This is a genomic window from Exiguobacterium sp. s80 (assembly GCF_018618725.1).
Lineage (GTDB): Bacteria > Bacillota > Bacilli > Exiguobacteriales > Exiguobacteriaceae > Exiguobacterium_A > Exiguobacterium_A oxidotolerans.
This window is the reverse complement of record NZ_JACSMP010000001.1, coordinates 353250-372020: the sequence shown is the minus strand read 5'-3', so window position 1 is coordinate 372020 and position 18771 is coordinate 353250. Positions and strand designations below refer to the sequence as shown.

Below are 18771 nucleotides of genomic sequence, written 5' to 3'. Positions count from 1 at the left end.
GCACTCGTTCATTGTCAACGAACGGGCGGGAAAGAATTCCTTTGTTTTCCTCTTTTCAACAAAAAACACCTTGAATCGAAGTAACTTCAACGAAAAATCTAAAAAAAGATAACGTTCACTCCAGCGAGTAAACGTTATCGATTGTTCGATTCACCTTCAAGAAGGAACCGCCTCTATATTATTCTGCGAATAGATCTTCTGTTTCTTCTTCTACTTCCGCATCAAGTGCACGTTCAACAAGACCGTGGTGCTCACGAATCAAGCGTTCGACTTCCTCAGCGACCTCCGGATGCTCGACCATGTATTGTTTCGCGTTTTCACGTCCTTGACCGAGACGTTCTGAATTATAAGAGTACCATGCACCACTTTTTTGAACGATATCGAGATCCGTCCCGATGTCGATTAACTCACCGACTTTAGAAATCCCGAGACCATACATGATATCAACTTCTGCTTGTTTGAATGGTGGTGCAATTTTATTTTTAACGACTTTGATTTTTGTTTTATTCCCGACGATATCCGTTCCATTCTTCAATGCTTCCGCACGACGAACTTCAAGTCGAACAGACGAGTAGAATTTCAAGGCACGTCCACCTGGAGTCGTTTCTGGGTTCCCGAACATGACACCGATTTTTTCACGGATTTGGTTAATGAAGATGACAATCGTCTTCGATTTGTTTGTTGCACCAGACAACTTACGTAATGCCTGACTCATCAAACGTGCTTGAAGACCTACGTGGGAATCACCCATTTCGCCTTCGATTTCAGCTTTTGGTACGAGCGCTGCAACCGAGTCGACGACGAGCACGTCTACTGCACCTGAACGGACGAGGGCTTCAGCGATTTCAAGTGCCTGTTCCCCTGTATCCGGTTGTGATAACAATAACTCATCAATGTCGACACCAAGTTTATTTGCGTAGGCTGGATCTAACGCATGCTCTGCGTCGATGAACGCTGCCTGACCGCCTTGTTTTTGTACTGCTGCAATCGCGTGGAGCGCAACAGTCGTTTTACCAGAAGATTCTGGACCGTATACTTCGATTACCCGTCCACGTGGATATCCACCTGCACCGAGAGCTATATCTAATGTGATTGATCCAGAAGAAATAACAGATACTTTCTGGTCTGCATTTTCACCTAGTTTCATGATTGAACCTTTACCAAATTGCTTCTCTATCTGGCGTAATGCCATTTCAAGTGCTGCTTTACGATCACTCACGTAGCAGGCCTCCTTCTATTTATCTTACTGAGATTATTGTACTTCTTTTGAGACCGAATGACAAGCTTTTTACGAACATTTATTCGCATACTTGGAATTATTCTTATTTCGGTTGAACGGCAATTTTCTTAAGGTATTTCAACAGAAGGAAGTACGCATCTTTTACAGAACGTAATCTAATCATACCACGGTCGAATGCTGGGTAGGTAAATTCAACGACCTCCGTTCCGTCCGGTGTTGCTAGGGCGCAATAGACCGTTCCGACTGCTTTTCCACTATTACTCGTCGGTCCCGCTTCCCCTGTCAACGCAATAGCAAGATTCGATTGATAGAGACGTCTCGCTCCTTCAGCCATCGCAATCGCGACGTCAGCGCTGACGGCCGTTTGTTCGCGCAGCAAGGTTTCGCTAACGCTTAACAGGTTACGCTTCGCTGCATCGTCATAGACGACGGCACCTCCACGAAAGCTGTTGCTTGCTCCCGTAATGTCAGTCAAACCGCTCGCAAAAGCTCCTCCTGTTAAAGATTCCGCTGCCGCAAACGTCACGCCTGCCTCTTCACAAGTCCGTAAGACTACTTCCGGTAAACTCGTTTCACCATAGCCATAAAAGTACTCCTCGACTTCCGCAAGGACAAGTTGTTCGAGTTCGTCAAGCATCTCGATGGCAACTTGTTCCTGCGCCGCTTTCGCCGTCAAACGTAACCGTACTTCAGCAAGTTCCGCATACGGTGCGATCGATGGATTTTGTGAGGAACGAATCAAATCGGTCAATCGGTCGTTCAGTGCCGATTCCCCGATTCCGAAAAAGCGAAGTGTTCTCGATTTGATGGTTTCCTGTCCAAACAAATGATCAAAATGATCGGCGATGATTTGCTTCATTTCCCGCGGGACACCTGGTAATAAGATATATTGGTGGTCAGCCGTCTTCAGCGACATCCCTGGCGCGAGACCCGCACCGTTCGAAAGGACATCCGCCCCTTCAATGACCAGCGCCTGTTTTTTTTCATTATCCGTCATCATGCGACCACGTGTTTTCAAAAAACCTTCAATCCGGCTGTACGCGACTTCGTCAACTTGCAAACGACGTCCGAGCAGCTTAGCGAGCACTTCTTTCGTCAAATCATCTTCCGTCGGCCCAAGTCCCCCCGTGATGACGAGGAGGTCGGCACGTGCTTGCGCCTGTTTGAAGACGTCCGTCATCCGCGCCTCATTATCGCCGACGACACTATGATAATGGACATCGATGCCGCAACTCGCGAGCCATTCCGAGAGGTACTGTGCATTCGTATTGGCGATTTCTCCTAATAATAGTTCACTTCCGACTGCTATGATTTCTGCTTTCATCTTCATTCCCCGCTTTCAAAAGTATATAAAAAGACTGTCCGATTTAGCGAACAGCCTTGTTTGAGATAAGTTACATCGATTTCGTGATTAATTTAATGTTTTTTGAGAAATACTCAACGCCTGAGTAAATCGTTAAGATTAACGCCAGCCACATCGTAATTTCAGCAAACGGGATATTGAGTAATGCGAATCCGATATCGTGAAGCAAGAAAGCGATGATTGACGTCAGTTGAACCCATGTCTTCGCCTTGCCTGAGTTTCCGGCTGCTAAGACGATTCCTTCGTCTGATGCGACAAGACGAAGCCCTGTCACGGCAAACTCACGGCATAGAATGATGACGACGACCCAAGCTGCAACGAAATCGAGCTCTACAAGGTAAACGAGTGCAGCTGCGACTAACATCTTATCAGCGAGTGGATCCATAAACTTTCCGAAATTCGTGACTAACTTATTTTTACGTGCCAAGTAACCATCCAACCAGTCCGTGATGGCAGCAACTGAAAAAATCATCGCCGCAACAAAGTGAGAAACCGGAAGTTCGGCACCGAGAACGTCCCATTGACCCCAGTTTGGGTCGATGGCGAGTACTGCGACAAAGACAGGAATTAACAAGACACGTAATACCGTCAATTGATTAGGCAAGTTCATTCTGGTATCCTCCTCCTTTTTATGTAAGATCAGTAGCTATGCCGTCTTACGGCGTAGCTACTTTCTTCAAGTAAATATTTTGAACGAGGAGCGAACGGTTAAGTTTAAGCTCCTGATCATTGACGACGATTTTATCGATGCCTTTAATTGAACCGATGCGAATCCGAATCAAATCTGTTTTCGCATCTTTGACGACGACCGGGTTCGGATCGGACGCATTGATATGGTCTGGCGCGAGCGCCTCTCCTTCAAGCGATGTATCACGTACTCCGACAAACGGTGACGGCGATGCATCTTTTTTGATGCTGATCGAGACATCCATCGTTTTATCCGCCGGTACTTCATATGTGATATCTTGCCCAGAGGTCGTTTTCGCCACTAGTGGCTTCTTGACTTTCTCTTTCGGTTCTTCTGTCACTTCTTCTTTTGGTTCTTCTTCCGGCTCTTCCGTTGCCGGAACATCCGTCTCCTGACTCGGAGCGTCTCCTTCATCAATCGTCACATCACTCTGTTTCGGTGCTGTCGTATTGGCTTTATCACTCGAATCGAGGAAATTTTGCAACGCATAGTAAAGTGCGACACCAATCGCAAAGATTAACAGGATGATAATGATGTTTGGAATCCACCGTTTGGCAACACTCTTTTTCGGAGCCGTCGACTTCGAATAGGTTGCGCGTCGTGACAACTCGACGACCGGTTGTGCTTCAGGTTCCGGCAAGTCTCGTTTATACGTCTCAAACACTTCGTCTACGTCCAGACCGAGTGCTTCGGCATACGTTTTGATGAAAGCACGTGCATAAAAAGCACCGGGCAATTGATCGTAGGCACCTTCTTCAATCGCGACGATATAGCGCTTTTGAATTTTAGTCGTGCTTTGAATTTGTTCTAGCGAAACGCCTAATGTCTCACGTTGTTCTTTTAAGTAGGTTCCGAGCTCGGTCATCGGTAACACACCTTCCATTTTCATTACTTATTTAAAAATTGAACCATTCATTTCCGCCAAGTGCACGTGGAGGTTCGGTCACGATGATTTCTTCGGTCGTGTTGCGTAATTCAATGATGTAATCGAAATCATCCCACGTGTATTCACTCGACTTAACGAACGCATCCGGATGTTCGACGATTTTCGTCGCTGGCAAACGCATGACTTCACGTAAAATTTGCCAATGACGCTCATCGAAGTGCCGTTGGGACACAAGGGCATCGATGATGTAGACGTAGTCGCCCGTCCGTTCATCGTCAAATAACGAAGTTCTGACCGTTTGTTTGATTAAAGTCGACGATAAGAACAACCATTTCTTATTTGCACTGACACTTGCTGCGACGATTGATTCTGTTTTCCCGACCCGCGGCATGCCACGGACACCAATCAGCAGATGCCCATCCTGCTTACATAGTTCAGCCATGAAATCGACGAGAATCCCTAAGTCTTCTCGAACAAAACGGAATGTTTTTAATTCATCACTACTATGGTCGATATAACGACCATGACGAATCGCAATCCGGTCACGCAACTTCGGCTTCCGGAGTTTGACGATTTCAATCGTCGACATCGTCTTTAAGATGGCTGCGAGTCGCGGTATTTGATCAGGCTGTTTCGTTTGAAGTAACATGCCGCGGCGCTCACGATCTACACCATTGATCGTGACAATCGAGATATGCAGCATCCCCATAAGTGAGGCAATATCTCCTAGCACCCCCGGACGATCGACATTCAATTCGTACTCAAGATACCACTGTTCGAATTCACCCACTCGCTAGCCCTCCTCGTCTATACGGTTATCCATTCCTCATGTTAAATGATTTTTTGAAAAATGAAAAGCATTCCTCGCTCAATTCTCAAGCGATCACATCCACGCGCCATCAATTTTTAAAATGGCTCCCGAGATATATCCAGCCTCTTCCCCCATTAAAAATGTGATAGCCGAGGCTACTTCTTCTTCCGTCCCGAACCGACCAGCCGGAATCTCCGCTAAGGCTTGTTCGCGATCTTCCTTCGAAAAAACGGCATTCATCGGCGTATCAATCCAACCAGGCGTGACAGCATTGATTCGTCCGTTCATTGCGCCTAGTTCTTTGCTATAGGCTTTTACGAAACCAAGTTGTGCCGCCTTACAGCTCGAATAAACGACTTCCCCGGCTACGCCGAACTCGCCTAAGACACTGCTGACGACAACGATCGACAACGGTGCGGAGAATGGTTTCTTATGTGTCAAGAACTGACTGATGCGAATGAGCGATTCGACGTGCAAGGTCATCATCGATTCAATTGAGTTCGTCGATTGATCGATTAACAGTCCACTAAAGCTCGTCCCGGCGATATGGACGAAACCATCGACTGGTGGCAAACCCTCACAAAGAGAGGCAATCTTTTCCCGATTCGACAAATCGCCTGCGACGATTTCAGTCGTCACAGGCAACTCCTGTACAAATTGCTCAAGCTCGTTTCGGCGTTGATGTGTATGCAAGACAAGTTCATGTCCGGCTGCTGCCAGGCGTCTCGCTGTCGCTAGACCGATGGCACCACTGGCACCTGTAATAAAAATCCGCATCGGTTAGACATATGGTTTGACGATTGAAATCGCTCGGTTCTCAAGCGCAAACAATTCGTCAAAACGTGCTTCAATTTCCTCTTTCGTAATCGAAGCAATCAGTGTCGGCAATGCAAACATGTTCGTGTCCGCTAAAGCATGACGTGAAAACTGATTGGCGATAAATTCCGGCGAATTCAATGCCCGTAAGAATTTCCCTTGCATCATATTCCGCTTCCGGACGACTTCCGTCTCGCTGAACGAGGGACGCTTTGTAAGAAGCTCCTCATACGCTGCGATGAAACGTTCCGGATCTTCCGTTTCCATCCCGAATGTCGCAAAAGCAAATTCTTCTTCGCTCGAATAATCAAAACTGAATGTATCGTCAATCAATCCTTCTTCATACAAGTCGAGATACGTCGACGAGGTTTGATCAAACAGGAGATGTAGGAGTAACTCACTCGTCATTTCTCGGCGGACTTGTTCTTCGCCGCGAAGTGATTCATCCTTATATCCAATCAAGACTTTCGGTGTCTTGACGTCGAGCTCGAGTTCGAATCGCGGACGTGCGACTTCTTTTGGTTCAACGCCGTAATCGCGTTCGATTGCCGGACGGTCTGTATAATCTTTTTTCGCTTGATTTTGTTTGATCAACTCAAGCGTTTCCGCAGGATTGATGTTTCCGACGACAAACAAAACCATGTTTGACGGATGATAGAATGTCCGGTAACACGTATACAAATCATCGGCTGTAATCTTGTCAATCGACTCCGGTGTACCTGCGATGTCAATCCGAACCGGGTGATTCGCGTACATCGATTCGATGAGTCCAAAAAATAGACGCCATCCGGGATTATCTTGGTACATCTGAATTTCTTGCGTAATGATGCCTTTTTCCTTCTCGACACTCTCCGGTGTAAAGTAAGGATCTTGAACGAAATCAATCAATGTTTCGAGATTTTGCTCGATCAGCGATGTCGCAGAGAACAAATACGCTGTCCGTGAGAATGATGTAAAGGCGTTCGCTGATGCACCGAGACGACCAAATTCTTGGAAGACGTCCCCTTGCAACGACTCAAACATTTTATGCTCGAGAAAGTGGGCAATCCCGTCCGGTACGCTCACCCAGTCCTCACCTTTTTTGAAACGATTGTCGATTGAACCATAGCGGGTCGTAAACGTCGCATACGTTTTTTCATAACCTTTTTTCTGAAGTAAATAAACAGACAAGCCATTGTCTAATTGTTCGAAAAATACCGTTTCGTCTGTATCATGATACGTTAACTGTTCCATTATTCTTCACCTCGCAATAAATAGACTGCCTCTAATTCGATTTTAGCGGCTAGACGGACGACATCTTCACGCGTCGCCGTCTCGATGATATGAATTTCATCTTCTAGCGTCAATCCACGCATTTTCGATCCGTTCAACCAGCCAATCAATTGTCCGGGTTGATCGAGAATTTGACGACGCGCATTGATGAGCATCGCTTTCGTTTGCGTCAACTCTTCAGCCGTAAAGTTCCCGGCTTTCAAATCGACAAGCTGTTCCTTGATGATTGTTTCTGCCCGTTCCGCTTTTTGAGTTTCGACACCGGAGTAGACATATAATGCACCATTCAACGCCGCATAACGCGATGCTGCATAATACGCGAGACTTTCTTTTTCCCGGACATTCATGAACAATTTCGAATGGGGAAATCCACCAAAAAGACCGTTGACGATTTGCATCCGAATCGAATCAGCAGATGTCGGATCGACTGCAACACGGTAGCCTAAATGTAACTTTCCTTGTTTGATTGGTTGTGTCTCTGATGAACGCTTCACACCGGCGACTTGTTTCAAGGCCGGGATATAATGACTCGTTTTTTCACTGTGCGAAGGCAAGAAGGATAATGCCTCTTCCATTTCATCACGCGTCACATGACCGACGACGAAAACATCGATCCGGTCGTTTTCAATCATCGACCGATATGTATCGCGCAAGGAGGATGTTGTAATTGCCTCTAATCCTTCGAGCGTACCGAGTGACGACAGTGAAACGGCTTCTCCAGGGGCCATTAACTCAAGAAGACGCTGCTGGGCAAAACGCATTTTATCATCATAAAGTGAGCTGATCCGTAACGCATGGAGACGTTTTTCCTGTTTGACGAACTGTTCACGGAAGCCGCCTTCGGTTAAATCAGGATAGAAAATCATTTGTTCGAGCAAATCAAGCGCCTCTTCAAGCAACGTCTCATGCCGTACGAGATCACCTCGGACGACGTCGAGCTGGAATGAAATAACATGCTCTTCGCCGAATTTCGAAGCATCTGCATAAAGTCCCGCATCATATAAGGTTTCGAGTGGTTCACGTAGCGCCTTCATCGATGGATAGGCCGCTGTCGATTTTTCCATGATGTACGGTAAGATCGCCCGGCTCGTCAGCGTTTTTTCTTCAAGTGGTGCAGAAAATGTGACGAGTACGGTCGTTGTCTTGAATTTATCGGTCGGGACGAGATGGTACGTCGTCCCCTCTTTTTTCCACGTTTCGAATGACTGACTCATTTACTCTCCATCCTTTCGTTTAAACACATGTGCACTGCGAAGGTATTCAATATCTGCTGTTTGATTGACTGCATTCTCATAACGCGCTGCGGCAAAGAAAAAGTCACTCAGTCGGTTGATGAATGGCAAGAGGTGACGGGCTTGAGCGACATCGACCATCGAACGTTCAATCCGTCGACAAATCGTTCGCGCAACATGTAGGCTTGCCGCCGCTTCCGTTCCGCCTGGCAAGATAAACTTATCGAGCGGGGGAGATAATTCCGTTAAACTATCAATCCAACTCTCGAGATTTTCTGTCGCAGTTTGACTCAAGCGGGATTCTTTTTGTTCGACGTACATTAAGTCGCTCCCACAATCAAACAAGGCATGTTGAATGACAATCAATTGTTCTTTTACTTCAATCGAAGTTGCTTTTGTCCGTGCGAGGCCGACGAAGCTGTTCAGTTCATCCAGTTCACCCATCAAATCGATTTGCACATCATTTTTTTTAACGCGGCCACCGACGAGCGATGTTTCCCCTGAATCCCCGGTTTTTGTATAAATCTTCATTTTTCTCACTCCTATAGCGAAAGGAAGCGAATCAGAGAGTTCGCTTCCTTTGTTTTTTCGGTAATCGAATTCGGAATGTCGAGCCTTCGCCGAGCTGGCTCTCGACTTCGACCTCCCCTTCATGGGATCGGACAACGTTCACGACAATCGCGAGACCGATCCCTGTCCCTGTCTTGCCACGCGTCCTTGCTTTGTCCGCCTTATAGAAACGATCAAAAACGAACGGCACATCTTCTTCCGGAATTCCTGTACCGGAATCAATCACGGATAGGAATATGTTTTCCCTATCTTCCGTAATGTTAATCTCGATTTGACCATCCTCGGTGTAACGAAGCGCATTGCCGAGTAAGTTCGTCAACACTTGCTCCATTTGATCGGGATCCGCCTCGAACTCGACGTTCGGTCCGACGACGTCAAACGATACACGTTTGTCGCGCCCCATTTGCTTGAATTTTTTAATCATCCGTTTTGCAAACGGGACTGCTTCCATCGGTTCAATCCGTAACTCTTGATGACCTGCCTCCATTCGGGCAAGATCGAGTAAATCATTGACGAGACGCGATAGACGTTGCGACTCATCATAAATGATTGAAGCAAATTCTTTTGTCGCTTCATCGCTTTCCGTCATCCCGTCGACGATAGCTTCCGAGTACCCTTGGAGCATGACGAGCGGTGTCCGCAATTCATGACTGACGTTCGCAACGAAGTCGGCGCGCATCTTCTCGAGCTGCTGCGCTTCTGTCATGTCACGTAAAACGGCGACAGCACCAATCTGCTCTTCGTGCTCAAGTAACGGACTGACGATAATGATGTAATAACGACCTTCCCGTTCAAAGGAAACGGTCATTTCTGTCTCTGTCCGCATGACGGTCTTGAACAAATCAATCAGTTTTTCCGGAACCGGTGCCCCTGCCAAAAAATCTTCTGCCGGCGGATTTGTCGCGAGCAACTCCCCGGAATCAGAGAACGTCAAGACGCCATCTGCCATACAGCGTAAAATGGATGACAACAGATGTCGTTCTTTATCGAGATCCGTGACATATTGATTCAATTGGCTGCTCATTTCATTGAATGCCAACGCCAAATCCCCGATTTCATCGCGTGAACGTTGCGTCAGACTTTGGTCGAACTTTCCTTCTCCGGCTTCGACGACAGCTTGACGAATCGTCCGCAGCGGCGCCGTAATGCGCGTCGAGAGGAAGAAGGCGAATACGGTTGTCCCGATGATCGCAAGCAGGACACAGAGTTGAATGATCTGCCTCGCGCCTTCATTCGCCTGTTCGATGTTCGTCAGTTCTTCAATTAAATACGTCGTTCCCGCCTCACTTGATGTGACGAGCGGGGCACGATAGGCGAGTGCTGCCTTGCCATTGAATACTTCATAGTTCCCAATCGCCGTCTCGCCCTCTTCACCGTCAACTGCTTTCCAGTTCTGACGCTCGAGCTCCTTAATCATACGTCGTGCCTTTTCCTCTGAAATATTCGTTTGAATCGTTTCGTCCTTCGTTGTCGCAATCAACGTCGCCCCGTAAATATCCGTAATTTCGACGGCGGTCGCCGACCCTTCCTCTAGCCCATCGTGCGCTTGGAAAACGGTCTCGACTTGTTGACCTAGCTTCGCGAGATGTCCTCGTTCTTGTTCAATGTGAAACGAGTTAAAAAATTCGAGCAACAAAATCGTCAAAGCAATTAAAACGACAGAAACGAGCAGTAAAATCGTTCCCCATAATTTGATGACGACACTCTGTAACCACTTCATCGTCAAGCAGGACTATTCTCGAATTTGTAACCGACACCCCAGACTGTCGTGATCATCTGAGCCGCGTTCGGTGACAAGCGGTTTAGTTTTTCCCGCAATCGTTTAACGTGTGTGTCGACCGTCCGCAAATCACCAAAGAATTCATAATTCCAGACCTCTTTTAATAACTGTTCCCGTGAAAAGACTTTATCCGTCTGCTTCGCGAGGAAGTAGAGCAATTCATATTCTTTTGGCGTCAAGTTGACTTCTTGCCCTTCGACCGTCACGCGGTGGGCATCATTATCAATCGTCAGATGCGGGAAGACGATAACATCTTTCGTTTTTGCATCCGTATGCAAGAACTTCGTTGCGCTGGCACGTCGCAGAATGGCCTTGACCCGAAGCACGACTTCGCGTGGACTGAACGGTTTAACGATATAATCGTCCGCTCCCATTTCAAAACCATGAACACGATTCGTTTCTTCCCCTTTTGCCGTCAACATGACAATCGGCGTCGCTTTTGTTTTGCGCAACTCTTCACAGACCTGCATACCATCGAGCTTCGGCATCATCAAATCAAGTAGAATGACATCATATTCCGTTTCAAGCGCCATTTCGAGCGCCATCTCGCCGTTGTCTGCTTCCTCAATCGTAAAGTTCTCCCGTTCGAGGTACATCTTTAATAAGCGTCGAATCCGTTCTTCATCATCGACGACTAAAATACGAGCTTCTTCTGACATCGGTTGATTCCTCCCATAAACTAGTCTCTCTTCTCTATCCTACTACTCTTTTAGTATACTATGAAACAAAAAGAAAAAACTTCCCTAACCGGTTAGACAGAAAAGGGTGATTGATTCATTTCATGTTTCCTTTAAAATCAAATATTTGATGCCTGGACGAAGAAAGGGAGTCACCAATCGATGTCATTCATCGATCGGTGACTCCCTGTTTCATTTTTTAGTCAGGCGTAAGAATGAAGACCTGCGACAACGAGGTTGACGAACACCAGGTTGAACATGATGACCCCAAACCCACCGACACATAACCAGGCTGATTTTTTACCGATCCAGCCACGCTGAATGCGCATGTGCAGGTAGAAGACGTAAAATAACGCCGTAATCAATGCCCAAACCTCTTTCGGGTCCCAGCCCCAATAGCGGCTCCATGCCATCTGCGCCCAAATCATCGCAAAAATCAAACCGCCCAGGATGAAGACCGGTAAGCCGATCGCAATTGCACGATAGCTGATTTCATCTGCTGTTTCTAAGTCGATTTTACGGGCGATCGGTTTTAAGCTTTCCGCAAGACGCTTCCGTAAGATGACAAATCGAAGGAGTACGTACAAGACAAGACCACCGATCAGTGACCAAAGAACTGTATTGACTTTGTTCGCGTTCAAGAAGTTCGGCAGTTCGACGACTGCGCCCGATCCCGAAATGACTTTTCCGCCTTCCGGACCAGTCAACACGGGCATCGTATAGTCGTGTTGCATCGTCGCGCCGTTTTTCGCAACATATTCAATCGTCGCATTCGTCGAAAGCGCGTTAAATAACAATCCGACAAGAATATAACCGACCACGCATGTTAACGAAAACATGACGACTTCAAGCCACGTCCGTGTTTTTGATTCTTTTCTGAAATCTGTTGCGTGAATCAGGTAAAGTAATCCTGTCGCAAAGCTGACCGCGAGGATTCCTTCGCCAAGTGCAGCTGTCGTGACGTGAATTTTCAACCAGACACTTTGAAGTGCCGGAATGAGTGGTTGGACCTCATCCGGGAACATCGACGCATAGGCGATGACGAGCAAAGCGATCGGCATCGCGACTAATCCTAAAACGTTGTTCCGGTAAATCCCGTAGACAATCAGGAAACCAAGAACCATCATCATCCCGAAGAATGTCGTATATTCATATAAGTTCGACACAGGAACGTGCCCCGCTCCTGCCCAGCGTGTAAAGAAATAACCAAGTTGTGTCGCAAATCCAATAATCGCGAGCGTAAAGGCAATCTTACCTGACCGGCTCGGTCCCTTTTTCCCACTCGTCGCAACCGCAAAAAATCCGGTACTGATGAGATACAAGATAAACGATGTCAGCAGTAAATTCCCACTCAAGTTAAGCAAATTCATTCTGATTCCCCCTCTTCCCGCAACTTCTGCCGGTCTTCTAGTTGAGGAAGACCTACTTCTGTCAAGGCGAGATTGGCTTCTTTTTGAAGCCCTAACGCATTCTTGTTCGTAAAGCCGGCAATGTTAATCCGACCGTTTGTTTCTCTAATCCAAAGGCGACGATGCGGCCAGTACATGCCGATGAGCAGACCCGCCATAAAGATTACTCCACCGACGAACAGGAACGGCAGCGTCAAATCTTTTTTAATCCGCACTCCCGAGATGTTCGACAGTTCAGTCCCGGCAAAGCCCATCTTGTATTGATTTTCGTCCCCGCCGACATTGAGCTTAATCCCGATCAGACTCCGTTCGCCTTCCGGGTGCTCCGGTGACTTGATGTTAAAGACGAATGCCGGATTGACCGGCCGTGAAGAATTTGTCGTCGGTTTTCCGTCTTTGACGACGAAGTCCGGTAAAAAGTCTTTTAACTCGACTTCGTACCCATCCTTCAATTCATACGTCGAGTCCGGGTTGCGTAAATCGACTTCAATCGTATCGACAACTTTTCCGGTTTTTTGATTTTCGATATTAAACGACATCGTTTTGAATTCAGGATCTGCCGCATATTGTTCCTGGAAGACTTGGTAGTTTTCGAATTCAAACGGTTTGTTAACGGCCGTTTCACCAGATTTCACTTTTTCAAGTTCCGGTTTAAAATCATCCGTCATGCCCGTCTTTTTATACAACGTCATTTTCGTATCGTAGTTTTTCGGAACACTACCACCCGCTCGTTTCAACGCTTCACTGAATTTCGCGTCGACCTTTTCCGGGTCATAAAATTCGATATTGAAGGCATTGTTTTCAAGGTAATACTCGTTGTCCGTCGCTTCGATCGGCAACGTTTCACCTTCACGAAGCCACAGCAACTCATCTTCATGCATCCCTGGTACAATCCGTAACATCGCGCCACCAAAGAATAAGACGAGTCCGATGTGATTGATGTATGGACCCCAACGTCCAAACCGTTGTTTTTCTGCTAATAAAGCGCCGTCCTGTCGACGGATTTTATAGCCTTTCTTTTTTAACAACGGCTCAATCGCGTCAATTTGTTTTACCGTTCCAGCCGTCTCAGCGCCAAATCGCTGACCGCCCATAAAACGGTCAGACTGGATGACCGGTTGTTTCTTCAACGCTCGATAGAGCGGGAAGAAGCGGTCGATCGATACGATGATGATAGATAAAAGTAATAAGGTGATCAGTCCGATGTACCACCACGATTCAAAGAGATTATGAAATCCTAATGCATAGTAGATATCGCCTGCCGTACCGTATTCCTTACCATAAAATTCTTCTGGCGGTGTCGCTTGCGGGATATACATTTCCTGCGGGAAAATCGTCCCGACACCACTTGCGAGAATGATTAAGCCAATCAACCACAGTCCGACTTTAACGGAAGAGAAGAATGTCCATGTTCGGTCAATCCACGACTGTTTTTTTCGTTTTGAACGAAGCTCTGCTTCTTCATAACGCATGTCCAGTTGCTTATATTCCTGCATCATCAATTCCCCCTCGATGCGTTACTCGTTTGCTTTTTTAATCATTTCTTCCAACTTTGCCTGATCAATTTCACCCTCATACTTTTCGACGACTTCGCCTTCTTTATTAATGATGAATGTGACCGGTAAGTTATAAATGCCGTACGCTTTCTCGACGGAACTGTTCGTATCCATCAAAATCGGATAGTCCGTTCCACCAATTTCCTTGATGAAGCTCGAGACGCGAACCGGTGTTTCGCCGACATTGACGGCTACAAAATTGACATTTTCATCTTGCATCATGCTGTAGTTGTCGTTAATTAATGGCATCTCTTTTTTACACGGTTCACAAAACGTGCCCCAAAAATTAAGCAAGAGTCCTTTTCCAGCATACTCATCCATCGAGTGTTGTTTCTCACCATACAAGTCGACGAGCGTAAAGCCAGGTGCATCGTCTCCCGCCATGACACGACCATTTTTATCCCGTGTCGCTTGATCGACGAACTGCATGATGACGACCGCACCAGCAAACAAGACGATCGTCATGATCATCAGTCGCCAGAATGAGCGTTTCTTCTTTTTTTGTTTAGCGGCTTCGAGCCGCTCTTCCGGGTTTTGCTTCGTTTTTTTCATGTTATACCGCCTCCACCCATATTGTACTTGAAATCGCTTAAATGTTGAGACAATGTGAAATACGTTAATTGTTTTGTCACAAAAAAAGAAAACTCAACCTATAGGATGAGCTTTCCGCTTTACAAATTAACGTTTTTTTGTGTTCTTACGTCTTTTCGTAGGTGGCGCGACGGGATCCGCTAGCTCACGCAATTGATTGACTTCTTTTTTTGAAAGTTCACGCCAGTCTCCTGAAGTGAGTCCAGCTAACGTCAAGAATCCGAATTGCTCCCGCTTCAACTTGATGACTTCTGCGCCGAGTGTTTCGACCATCTGACGGACTTGACGGTTATGTCCTTCGTAGATGACCATCTCGAGGATTGCCGTATTCTTTTTCTTGTCGACATCACGCATTTCGACGCGTGCTTTGCCTGTCTTGAATCCGTCCGGTAAGACGACCCCCTTTTCCAGACCTTTGACGTGGTAATAATCCGGCACGCCTTTGATTTTAACGATGTAACGCTTCGGTACTTTGTATTTCGGGTGCAGTAAGAGGTTTGAAAATTCACCGTCATTCGTCAATAAAAGTAAGCCGCTCGTATTGTAGTCAAGACGACCGACCGGGAAAACACGATGGCCCGGCGGCACAAGATCAACAACCGTTTTACGTCCCTTATCATCTTCAACCGTCGAGACGACACCTGTCGGCTTATACAGCATATAGTAGACATGCTCTTCCCGTTCGAGCTTGACGCCGTCGACTTCGACTTCAGCACGTCCGCCGACTTTCGTTCCAAGCTCTGTGATGACTTTTCCGTTGACCTTAACGCGACCTTCTGTAATTAATTCTTCTGCTTTGCGTCGTGATGCGACACCAGCTTGTGCGATAATTTTTTGTAGACGTTCCATTAATTTATTCTCTCCTCTAGTGACGGTTCATTCCTGAAAAATAGATCGCCATCCGCTTCGAACGTTTCTTCGAATTCGAGCGGAGGTAACTCCTCGATACTATTGAGACCAAAATGGTCCAAGAAATGATCGGTCGTTTTATACAATTTAGCTCGCCCGACGCCTTTCGCGCGTCCAGCTTCTTCAATTAACCCTTTTGCACTGAGCGTATGAATGACACGCTCGGTCTTGACGCCGCGAATGACTTCGATGTCTGCACGCGTGACAGGCTGCTTGTAGGCGATGATGACGAGCGTCTCCATCGCAGCACGAGACAAACTGTCTTCCGCGAGTGATCCCGCGTAGGCTTGAACGTACGGTGACATCTCTTTTCGTGTCACCATCTTAAAGACGCCACCGGACTCAACAATTTGAAGGACACGTCCTTCCGACTCAAACAATTGCTGGACCGCATGCAGTTGTTCGCGCGCTGCTGCTTCACTGATTTCAAGCACTTGGCTCAGGCCACGTGGATCGATGCCATCATCTCCGACGACAAACAATAGACTTTCAATGATTCGATCATACGCCAATCGGATTCTCCTCCTTCGCCAAGGTCCGTAATAAAATATCGTCGTTCATCTGCTCGCAAGCAATAACCCGTTGTTTAACGAGTTCAAGGACAGCAAGAAAACTGACGACAAGTTCTTCGACTGTCGGTTGTTCCGTAAAGAAGCCAAAAAAGGTCGTCCGTTCTCGCGACAGTACATATTCTGATACGTGAACCATCTGTTGCTCCAGTGTCCGTTCCTCACGTTTGACCGTCTTCGACCGTCTCACTTTCCAGGCAACACGTTGTCGCATTTTTTCATAGGCACGCAACAAATCACTAAATGATAACGTTCCGTTATAGTCATTTGTTTCTGTATCCAGATAACGCAACAGGTCTTCCGGTTGTTTTGAAAAAAGCTCGAGTCGCGCTTCTTCCTTTTCCTTCAACACAACCGCTGCTTCCTTATACGCTTTGTACTCAATCAATTGTTGAATCAAACCTTCTCGCGTCGGCTCCTCATCAAAATCAGGAACCTCCTCGAACTCCGATTGTTCAATCGGTAACAGCTGTTTACTTTTCAGTTGCAAGAGCGTCGCAGCCATGACAAGATATTCACTAGCAACATCGAGTTCAAGATGCTGCATAGCTCGAATATAGGACACATATTGATCCGTCACGATTGAGACGGAAATATCGTAAATGTCGATTTCTAGTTTCCCAATCAAGTGTAACAGTAAATCCAAAGGGCCTTCAAACGCATCCATCTTCACACTATATGATTCCATGATTCTCCCTGCCCATCAACGTTTTTTGCGCCTTAGTATACCATACATCGTTACTGTTCGACTATGCTATATTAAAAGGAAAGGAGGTGCTCTCATGCACCCGATCGAACAATTTACTTTCGAATTCAATATACAAGAAGATTACTTCGAATGCCATGAAGTATTAGAAGAACTGTGGCAAGCCGGCAATCGGACGGACGAATCACTCGTCGCTTTGATTCAATTAGCCGTCGCCCGGTATCACCACCGGCGCGGTAATGTGACCGGCGCGATGCGGACCTATCCGAAAGCCTTTCAAAAAATCGAACGGCATGCAGCGTCAATTACCCAACTCGGCATCGATGCCACGCAACTGCTTACGTTAAAGTCCGCTTTTATGGAGCCGGAATACCGGAGAATCCATTTACCAGTAGACGAAAGACTCGAACAACGAATGAAGACCCAATCACTCGAACCGCTTGATCGAACCTTTTTAATCGACAAACACCGGTTACGAAACCGGCAAGACGTCATCGACGCAAGGCAAGCCGCACTTAAAAATCGCGGGAAATGGAAAAACCGGCCCTGAAATAAACGGACCGGTTTTTTTCATTGATTTTTCCACTTTTCAACAAGACGACTTGTTTCTTCAGTCGAGCCGATGATATCGAGACGCATCATCTTCGCCGCAGCGTCGAGTAATGTGTACGACATCCGCTCCCCGCGGAACGATGGAGACAATGCGATGTGGCTCAATTCAGCGTGGCCATCCACTAATTGAAAACCGATCACTCCTACGAAGTCTTCATCCTGTTTGTAAAGATACAATTGACGATCTTCTTCTTGTTCATAGGCTTGAACCGTTTCAAGCAAATACTTCGGATCCTTCACTTCACACGAAAAGGCGATTAACCCCATCGCGGTCCGTTCATTCAGCTTCTTATATTTTACTAGCATCTGATTCTACACCTTCCTAATTTCAACAACTCTCAGGACCATGAACGACTGAGACTCATTTATTCTACACCTTATCGGCTAGAATTACTTCATTTTTTTGTCGAGAAGGACAAAAAGAAGGAGTGAATCACTTCACCCCACCTTTTCCGAATTATGACTTCGACTTTTCTAACACGGCGATGAATTCACGCATATAGTCAGGTAGATCGGGCGGTCTCCGACTTGAGACGATGTGTCCGTCGACGACGACCGGCTCATCGTGCCACACTGCGCCCGCATTCGTCATGTCGTCTTTAATCCCCGGCGTACTCGTGACGTTGACACCTTTGAGTACATCTGCTGAAATTAAAACCCATCCCGCATGACAGATTTGACCAATCGGCTGTTTTTGTTCGTCGAAGTGTCGGACCATTTTCAAGACCGAATCAAACCGCCGTAATAAATCCGGTGACCAACCACCCGGAACGAGAATCGCGTCGTAGTCTGCTGGATTAATGTCAGCAAACGCGATGTCGGAGACGATTGGAACACCGTATTTCCCGATATACTTTTCATTTGCTTTCTCACCCACGATGTCGACCGTTGCCCCTTCTTCACGTAACCGGTGGACCGGGTACCATAACTCTAAATCCTCAAAATCATTACTGACGAGTTGAATCACTTTTTTACCTTTTAAACGCATCATGAAACGCCTCCTGAAATTCTATTTGTGCCTTATTATCTGTTCCCTTAGTCTAAAAAACAAAAACTCCCCTTCTAGTTGAAGAGGAGTCAGACA

General features: G+C 46.7%; 20 protein-coding genes. 1 reads left to right on the top strand and 19 read right to left on the bottom strand.

What is annotated here, in order from left to right:
* Positions 1 to 178 precede the first annotated feature (178 nt).
* The 17 genes from recA to KNP94_RS01835 form a co-directional block, all read right to left on the bottom strand.
* Positions 179 to 1219 (bottom strand): recombinase RecA, encoded by a 1041-nt coding sequence (gene recA, locus KNP94_RS01915; RefSeq protein ID WP_029333186.1) that lies wholly within the window; start codon positions 1217 to 1219, stop codon positions 179 to 181.
* Positions 1220 to 1322: 103 nt separating this feature from the next.
* The gene (locus KNP94_RS01910) at positions 1323 to 2564 is read right to left on the bottom strand and encodes a competence/damage-inducible protein A (RefSeq protein WP_214765303.1); all 1242 of its coding nucleotides are present in this window, start codon (positions 2562 to 2564) and stop codon (positions 1323 to 1325) included.
* Between the two features lie 70 nt (positions 2565 to 2634).
* Positions 2635 to 3213, bottom strand: coding sequence for a CDP-diacylglycerol--glycerol-3-phosphate 3-phosphatidyltransferase (gene pgsA, locus KNP94_RS01905; RefSeq protein ID WP_088836705.1), 579 nt, complete (start codon positions 3211 to 3213; stop codon positions 2635 to 2637).
* 46 nt (positions 3214 to 3259) lie between these two features.
* Positions 3260 to 4156: a helix-turn-helix domain-containing protein gene (locus tag KNP94_RS01900; protein WP_214765305.1), complete on the bottom strand. Its 897-nt coding sequence runs from the start codon at positions 4154 to 4156 to the stop codon at positions 3260 to 3262.
* Positions 4157 to 4187: 31 nt separating this feature from the next.
* The gene (locus KNP94_RS01895) at positions 4188 to 4967 is read right to left on the bottom strand and encodes a DUF3388 domain-containing protein (protein WP_029333182.1); all 780 of its coding nucleotides are present in this window, start codon (positions 4965 to 4967) and stop codon (positions 4188 to 4190) included.
* Between the two features lie 93 nt (positions 4968 to 5060).
* Complete coding sequence (ymfI, locus tag KNP94_RS01890; protein ID WP_214765307.1) at positions 5061 to 5765, bottom strand: elongation factor P 5-aminopentanone reductase; 705 nt, start codon at positions 5763 to 5765, stop codon at positions 5061 to 5063.
* A gap of 3 nt (positions 5766 to 5768) precedes the next feature.
* Positions 5769 to 7037 carry an EF-P 5-aminopentanol modification-associated protein YfmH gene (gene yfmH, locus KNP94_RS01885; protein WP_214765309.1) on the bottom strand — a complete coding sequence of 423 codons (1269 nt, stop codon included), beginning with the start codon at positions 7035 to 7037 and terminating at the stop codon, positions 5769 to 5771.
* Positions 7037 to 8290: an EF-P 5-aminopentanol modification-associated protein YfmF gene (yfmF, locus tag KNP94_RS01880; protein WP_088836701.1), complete on the bottom strand. Its 1254-nt coding sequence runs from the start codon at positions 8288 to 8290 to the stop codon at positions 7037 to 7039. Before yfmF ends, yfmH begins: the two co-directional genes overlap by 1 nt.
* Positions 8291 to 8839 carry a cob(I)yrinic acid a,c-diamide adenosyltransferase gene (locus tag KNP94_RS01875; protein WP_088836700.1) on the bottom strand — a complete coding sequence of 183 codons (549 nt, stop codon included), beginning with the start codon at positions 8837 to 8839 and terminating at the stop codon, positions 8291 to 8293.
* Positions 8840 to 8870: 31 nt separating this feature from the next.
* Positions 8871 to 10598 (bottom strand): sensor histidine kinase, encoded by a 1728-nt coding sequence (locus KNP94_RS01870; RefSeq protein WP_215115113.1) that lies wholly within the window; start codon positions 10596 to 10598, stop codon positions 8871 to 8873.
* Between the two features lie 2 nt (positions 10599 to 10600).
* Complete coding sequence (locus tag KNP94_RS01865; RefSeq protein WP_029333177.1) at positions 10601 to 11317, bottom strand: response regulator transcription factor; 717 nt, start codon at positions 11315 to 11317, stop codon at positions 10601 to 10603.
* A 221-nt stretch (positions 11318 to 11538) separates the two neighbouring features.
* A complete protein-coding gene (gene ccsB / locus KNP94_RS01860) occupies positions 11539 to 12705 on the bottom strand; it encodes a c-type cytochrome biogenesis protein CcsB (RefSeq protein ID WP_088836698.1) in 1167 nt (388 codons plus the stop codon).
* Entirely contained in the window at positions 12702 to 14240 is a 1539-nt protein-coding gene (gene resB / locus KNP94_RS01855) for a cytochrome c biogenesis protein ResB (RefSeq protein ID WP_251131920.1), read from the bottom strand. The genes ccsB and resB overlap by 4 nt, the downstream gene beginning before the upstream one ends.
* A gap of 21 nt (positions 14241 to 14261) precedes the next feature.
* Entirely contained in the window at positions 14262 to 14852 is a 591-nt protein-coding gene (locus KNP94_RS01850; RefSeq protein WP_029333174.1) for a redoxin domain-containing protein, read from the bottom strand.
* A gap of 126 nt (positions 14853 to 14978) precedes the next feature.
* Entirely contained in the window at positions 14979 to 15740 is a 762-nt protein-coding gene (locus KNP94_RS01845; RefSeq protein ID WP_014969990.1) for a pseudouridine synthase, read from the bottom strand.
* Positions 15740 to 16312, bottom strand: coding sequence for an SMC-Scp complex subunit ScpB (gene scpB, locus KNP94_RS01840; protein WP_029333173.1), 573 nt, complete (start codon positions 16310 to 16312; stop codon positions 15740 to 15742). Before scpB ends, KNP94_RS01845 begins: the two co-directional genes overlap by 1 nt.
* Complete coding sequence (locus KNP94_RS01835) at positions 16302 to 17057, bottom strand: segregation/condensation protein A (RefSeq protein WP_088836696.1); 756 nt, start codon at positions 17055 to 17057, stop codon at positions 16302 to 16304. Before KNP94_RS01835 ends, scpB begins: the two co-directional genes overlap by 11 nt.
* 94 nt (positions 17058 to 17151) lie before the next feature.
* Here KNP94_RS01835 and KNP94_RS01830 point away from each other — a divergent pair, with 94 nt between their 5' ends.
* Complete coding sequence (locus tag KNP94_RS01830; protein WP_029333171.1) at positions 17152 to 17625, top strand: DUF309 domain-containing protein; 474 nt, start codon at positions 17152 to 17154, stop codon at positions 17623 to 17625.
* Positions 17626 to 17645: 20 nt separating this feature from the next.
* On the opposite strand, the gene KNP94_RS01825 is transcribed toward KNP94_RS01830, so the two are convergent.
* Both KNP94_RS01825 and KNP94_RS01820 read right to left on the bottom strand, forming a co-directional pair.
* Positions 17646 to 17993: a GNAT family N-acetyltransferase gene (locus KNP94_RS01825; RefSeq protein ID WP_088836695.1), complete on the bottom strand. Its 348-nt coding sequence runs from the start codon at positions 17991 to 17993 to the stop codon at positions 17646 to 17648.
* A gap of 151 nt (positions 17994 to 18144) precedes the next feature.
* Positions 18145 to 18675, bottom strand: a complete 531-nt coding sequence (locus tag KNP94_RS01820; protein WP_214801559.1) for a type 1 glutamine amidotransferase domain-containing protein — start codon at positions 18673 to 18675, stop codon at positions 18145 to 18147.
* Positions 18676 to 18771 lie beyond the last annotated feature (96 nt).